Annotated in this window: 5 protein-coding genes; 2 read left to right on the top strand and 3 right to left on the bottom strand. The window is 37.6% G+C overall.

From position 1 onward, the window contains the following. The coding region (gene ilvB, locus N2257_10195; GenBank protein ID MCX7794753.1) for a biosynthetic-type acetolactate synthase large subunit at positions 1–1,434 on the top strand (1,434 nt) is incomplete at its 5' end. Then, complete coding sequence (gene ilvN / locus N2257_10190) at positions 1,431–1,949, top strand: acetolactate synthase small subunit (GenBank protein MCX7794752.1); 519 nt, start codon at positions 1,431–1,433, stop codon at positions 1,947–1,949. The genes ilvB and ilvN, both read left to right, overlap by 4 nt. A 183-nt stretch (positions 1,950–2,132) precedes the next feature. On the opposite strand, the gene mtaB is transcribed toward ilvN, so the two are convergent. From mtaB to N2257_10175, 3 genes are all read right to left on the bottom strand, one after another. Further along, on the bottom strand, positions 2,133–3,380 hold the full coding sequence (gene mtaB / locus N2257_10185) for a tRNA (N(6)-L-threonylcarbamoyladenosine(37)-C(2))-methylthiotransferase MtaB (GenBank protein ID MCX7794751.1): 1,248 nt from the start codon (positions 3,378–3,380) through the stop codon (positions 2,133–2,135). Further along, entirely contained in the window at positions 3,377–4,660 is a 1,284-nt protein-coding gene (gene miaB, locus N2257_10180) for a tRNA (N6-isopentenyl adenosine(37)-C2)-methylthiotransferase MiaB (GenBank protein MCX7794750.1), read from the bottom strand. Before miaB ends, mtaB begins: the two co-directional genes overlap by 4 nt. A 1-nt stretch (position 4,661) precedes the next feature. Next, a partial coding sequence (locus tag N2257_10175) for an ATP-binding protein (GenBank protein MCX7794749.1) occupies positions 4,662–6,100 on the bottom strand: 1,439 nt, incomplete at its 5' end.

Here is a 6,100-nt window from a genome sequence, read left to right as displayed (position 1 = left end):
GGACAGGTACCCACTGCCCTCATAGGTAACGATGCCTTTCAGGAGGCTGATATAGTGGGTATTACTAGACCTTGTACAAAATATAATTATCTTGTAAAAAAGACCGAGGACCTTGCTAAGGTAATAAGGGAGGCTTTCTATATTGCAACCACTGGAAGACCAGGACCAGTTGTTATTGACCTTCCAAAGGATGTAACAGCAGGTAAGGCAGATTTTATATGGCCAGAAGAGGTAAAGATAAGAAGTTATAATCCTAAATATGAGGGTAATAAGTGGATGATAAACCAGGCTGCCCAGGAGATTGCGAAATCTAAAAGGCCTGTAATAATTGCAGGTGGTGGAATAATTATCTCAGGTGCAAGTAAGGAATTAAAAGAGCTTGCAGAATATAACCAGATACCTGTAACTAATACCCTTATGGGTCTTGGAGGTTTTCCTGGAACCCATAAATTATTCATGGGAATGCTCGGCATGCATGGTACCTATTGTGCTAATATGGCTGTCCAGAATTCTGACCTGATAATAGGTCTGGGCATAAGATTTGACGACAGGGTTACAGGAAAGGTTAGCACCTTTGCACCCCATGCAAAGATAATACATGTTGATATAGATCCTACATCAATAAGAAAGAGTGTAAGAGTAGATATTCCTATAGTCGGAGACCTTAAAAGGGTATTAATAGTTCTTAACAAGATTCTTAAGGAAGAGATAAAAGGCCAGTGGAGTGAGGTTAGAAAGGCATGGTTTAAACAGATTGATGCTTGGCGGAATGAGAGACCCCTTACTTACGAACATAGCACTGAAGTAATAAAACCCCAGTATGTTGTTGAGAAGATTTATGAGCTGACTGGTGGAGATGCAATTATAACAACCGAGGTTGGTCAGAACCAAATGTGGGCTGCCCAGTTTTATAAATTTGATAAGCCAAGGACTTTTATAACCTCTGGAGGCCTTGGCACAATGGGCTTTGGCTTTCCAGCAGCAATAGGTGCGCAACTTGCTCATCCTAATAAGCTTGTAATAGATATTGCAGGAGACGGTAGCATTCAGATGAATATTCAGGAACTTGCTACAGCTGTATTGAACAAACTTCCTGTAAAAGTAGCCATTCTTAATAACAGATATCTCGGTATGGTTAGACAGTGGCAGGAGCTTTTCTTTGGAGAAAGATATTCCCACACCTATCTTGACGTTGCACCAGATTTTGTGAAGGTTGCGGAGGCCTACGGAGCTGTTGGCTTAAGGGCTACAAAACCCTCTGAGGTTGAGCCTGTACTTAAAGAAGCGTTCAGAATAAAGATGCCTGTATTTATAGACTTCATAGTTGACTGGAAGGAAAAGGTATTTCCAATGGTTCCTGCCGGAGCCTCTATAGATGAGATGATCTTTGGGGAAGAGAAAAAAGCAGATAAGAAACTGAAGGCCGTAAAATGAGACATACGATTTCATTACTCGTAGAAAACAAATTTGGTGTGCTTTCGAGGATCGCTGGTCTTTTCAGCGGAAGGGGTTATAACATTGAGAGTCTGTCAGTTGGTGAGACCATTGATCCTAGTGTTTCTATTATGACTATTGTTACCAGTGGTGATGATCAGATAATAGAACAGATCACAAAGCAGCTTAATAAACTAATAGATGTAATTAAGGTTGTTGACCTTACAGAGCTTGACCATGTCGAAAGGGAGATGATCCTTATCAAGGTAGCTCCTCCAAAACAAGAAGACAAAGCAGAAGTCTTAAGACTTGCAGAGATATTTAGGGGAAGGGTTGTAGATTCAAGCCCGGCTACTTACACCATAGAAATAACAGGTGATGAAAAGAAGATTGAGGCTTTTATTGAGCTTATGAAACCTTTCAGAATAAAGGAATTTGTCAGGACAGGTAAGATCGCCATAGCAAGGGAGGGTGTTAAGAAGCAGGTAAAGAGGCAGGAAGCAGAAGAACTTTAAAAAAAATTTATTTTCAAAAAAATTTAACATAATATTTCTTATCAGACATATGATATTAAACAACTGATGTTTATAAGATGTTAATAAGTTTGTAAAAAACAATCTTAACCCTTTGAAATTTAAATGAATTTTATGGGTTTGCTCAAAAGGCAGGCAGATTAAAAATAACGAAACTTCAAAGGGTTATAAACTTAATAAGGGCTTTCCTAAAATCATATTCTGTCTCACTTCTTTAATAATAATATCAAGGATTTCAGATTTTTTGACTTTTAACCCGCCCTCAGGGATAAATACATCAATATAATTATCTGTTTTTCCTTTTATAAAGCCATTTTTCATGTCCTCAATTATTATTTTATGGGTTTTATTGACCTGTGTGAGATAAAAGGAATGCCTTAGTTCCTGATCAAGTTCCTTCAAAAGCCTGACCCTGCTGATCTTTGTAGTGCCATCAATTTGACCTTGCATATACGCAGCAGGTGTTCCCGGCCTTCTTGAATATGGAAAAATGTGGATGTAACCTATACCAGCCTCTTTAATTGCATTATATGTGTTTTCGAAATTTTTCTCTTCTTCACCTGGGAAACCAACTATAACATCAGCACCTATATTTACATCTGAAATACTTTCCTTTAAATATTTTGTTAATTCAATAAAATCTTTTCTGCTGTAATTTCTGTTCATTAATCTTAGTATTGCGTCATCACCGCTCTGGAGTGAAAGATGCAGGTGTCTGCATATCCGTCCAGAATCTTTTAATAGATCAATAATTCGTGCAGATATATCCTTTATACCAAGTGAGCTGATTCTTATCCTTACATTCTTTGTTTTTAGGATTATTTCTTCAACCAAGTCTTCAAGTCTTCTTTTTGGTTTAAGGTCATGACCATAGGAACCTATGTTAATTCCAGTAAGCACCACTTCATTAAAACCAAGCTCCTCGAGAGTCATAATTTCCTCTATTACCTCATCAAAGGTCCTTGATCTTGACCTGCCTCTAACCTTTGGAATTATACAAAAAGAACACCTTTTATTACATCCATCCTGGATTTTTATAACCGGCCTAGAACGATGGACTGTTAAATTTATAGTGTTACTTGAAATAATATCTTGAAACATATTAATTATAAATGATTTTTCTTCATTTTTAATTAAAAGGCAGGTATTGCTCAAAGCTCTCAGCTCCTCTTTAGCCCTATTTACATAACAACCAGTAACAATAACCCTTGCACCTGTTTTAATAGCTCTTCTTATAAGCTGTCTTGACTGATAATCACTTTTTGCAGTAACCGTGCAGGTGTTTATAATACAGATATCAGGATTATCAGAAAGTTCAACCTCTTTATGCCCCTTCTTTAGTAATTCCATGGAAAGGGTTTCACTTTCAGCCTGGTTGGTTTTGCAACCCAGGGTAAGGATGGAAAATCTCATAGAGGTTCGGCAATAAGGCTATGTATCTTTGCCTCTGTAATTCTTGCCTTTATTATTAGGCCTGATGGAAGATCTTCCTTTAAAATAACGATCTTGTTTGTCCTTGTGCGGCCAAGGGTCTGTCCGGTCTCAGCTTTACCTTCTATTAAAACCTCCTGTATGGTCCCTATCAATCCTGTATTTTTTTTGAGGGTTATATTATCCTGAAGCTTCAGTATTTCAGAAAGTCTTCTTGATTTGATGTCTTCAGATATCTGTTCAGGCATATCTGCTGCTTTTGTGCCCGGTCTCCTGGAGTATTTAAAGGCAAAGATTCCATCATACTGGATATCCTCAAGTGCCCTTAATGTTTGATGATGGTCTTCTTCTGTCTCAGATGGAAATCCGGTTATTATATCAGTGGTTATGGCGATATTAGGAATATAACTCCTTAAAAGATCAACCTTTTTTTTATAATCTTCATAAGTGTATCCTCTGTTCATAAGATTCAAAATCCTGTTGGACCCAGATTGAATAGGCAAATGAAGATGCTCACAGATTTTGCCAAGCTCAGCCATGGTCTTAATAAGTCTCTCTGTAAGGTCTCTCGGATGAGAGGTAATAAATCTTATTCTTTCAATTCCTGAAATATCATTTACCTTCCTTAACAGGTCTGAAAAATCAAATTCTCTATCTCTGTATGAATTTACATTTTGTCCCAAAAGCTGTATCTCCTTATATCCCTGATCAGCAAGGGATTTTATTTCATTAATAATCTTTTCAAGAGGTCTGCTTATTTCTCTGCCTCTTGTATAAGGCACAACACAGTAGGAACAGAAATTATTGCATCCATACATAACTGTTACAGAGGCCTTGATGCCATCAATCCTTTCTGCAGGAAGTTCTTCAAGTTGAATCTCTGGGTTTTCCTCTGTAATAACAGCTTTTTCCAAAGTAAGTATATGGGGAAGTTTACTTATATTCTGGGGACCAAAGATATAGTCCACATGGGAAGCCCTTTTAAGAAGTTCCTCCCCTTTTTGCTGGGCAATGCAGCCACAGACCGCTATTTTCAATGAAGGTCTCTGCCGCTTGAGGTGCTTGAGTCTTCCGAGACTGCTGAAAAGCTTTTCTTCTGGTTTTTTTCTGATACTGCAGGTGTTAAAGATTATAAGATCAGCTTTTCTGGGTTCATCAGTGGGAAAATAACCCTCTTTTTTGAGAATTCCCATGATCTTTTCAGAGTCATGGAAATTCATCTGGCAGCCACGCGTCTCTATATAGAAAAACTTGCTGGGCACATTATATTATACTATTTTTACTGAGGACATTTCTAATCATAGTGAGAAGCTCATTTATTTCAAAAGGTTTTTTTATAAAGCCATCTACTATCTTAAGGCTCCTCAGTTCTGCTAATTTATGTTCGTGGGCAGAGATTGTGATAACCTTTACCGATGGTGATATACTTTTAATCGTTGATATCAGCTCTGCTCCATCAAAAAGGGGCATTGACAAATCTGTAATAACAAGATCAATGCTAAGATGAATATCCTGAAATATATCAGCTGCATAGGCTGGATTGTCTGTGGCAAAGACCCTGTAACCATTTTTTTCAAGTAAATCCTTTAGGCTGTTAAGTATGTCCCTTTCATTGTCAACAAGCATTATATTATGGAGTTTGGGAGAAGATATAAATATAGATTTTTCAGGTAATTCTACCCGGGTTCCACAGGCAGGGAAGAAAATCTCAAAGGTCGTACCCCTACCCTCTTCTGAAATTACATTTATCAGGCCATTATGGGCTTTCACAATTCCATGAACCATTGGAAGACCGAGTCCTGTACCCTTTCCTTTTTCCTTCGTAGTAAAGAAGGGTTCGAATATTTTATCCCTTATATTTTCCGGGATACCTGTTCCGGTATCTGAAACAGTGAGCACTACATAATTTCCAGGTTCAAGAAGCGAGGTAGGGAATAGGGCCTTTTGTTTTATCTGGAGATTCGATGTCCTTATTGTAATGACGCCACCGTGGGGCATAGCATCAATAGCATTTACAAGAAGATTCATAAGCATCTGTTCAAGCTGATTACCATCTCCATTCACAAGATTTATGGAATTATCAATCTCAATGTTAAAATCCACCTTCTTCTTCAAAGCTACTTTTTCTACCATTTCTACAGCATCCCTCACGACCTGATTCATATTCACAGGTGCAATAGTTGGTTGATCTTTTCTTGCGAAACTTAAAAGTTTGGATACCAGATTTCCTGCCTTTCTTATGGAATTTTCTATAACCTTCATTTTTACTTTAAGATTGTCATCAAGGCCTCCAAACTGTAAGAGTAGCTCAATATGTCCTAAAGATGCTGTCAGGAGATTATTAAAATCATGTGCAACCCCGCTTGCCAGAATGCCTATGGACTCCATCTTCTGTGCCTGAAGAAGCTGTTCCTGAAGTAACTTCTTCTCTGTAATATCCCTGTAAAGAGACTGAATGAATTTCTCACCTTCAACCTCTATCATCTTAGAACTTACATCAAGGAATATTTTTTTGTCATCAGATTTTATATATTCCGTTTCATAAGTAACGGATTTACCGCTCAAAAGCTTTTCGAATCTCTTTAATTTAACTGAATCATCCTTTTCATGTTCAAGATTCCAGAAGTGAAGACCTATAAGTTGAGATTTATCCTTCTCAAAGAGCTCGCAGAATTTACGATTTGCATCAATAATTTTACCAC

The organism is Thermodesulfovibrionales bacterium (assembly GCA_026417875.1).
GTDB lineage: Bacteria > Nitrospirota > Thermodesulfovibrionia > Thermodesulfovibrionales > CALJEL01 > CALJEL01.
The sequence above is the reverse complement of the archived record's forward strand: the minus strand, read 5'-3'. Positions and strand labels throughout refer to the sequence as shown.

Excerpts from the sequence above, each read along its gene's own strand:
- mtaB (MCX7794751.1), bottom strand. The coding sequence starts at position 3,380 with ATGAGATTTTCCATCCTTACCCTGGGTTGCAAAACCAACCAGGCTGAA.
- ilvN (MCX7794752.1), top strand. The coding sequence starts at position 1,431 with ATGAGACATACGATTTCATTACTCGTAGAAAACAAATTTGGTGTGCTT.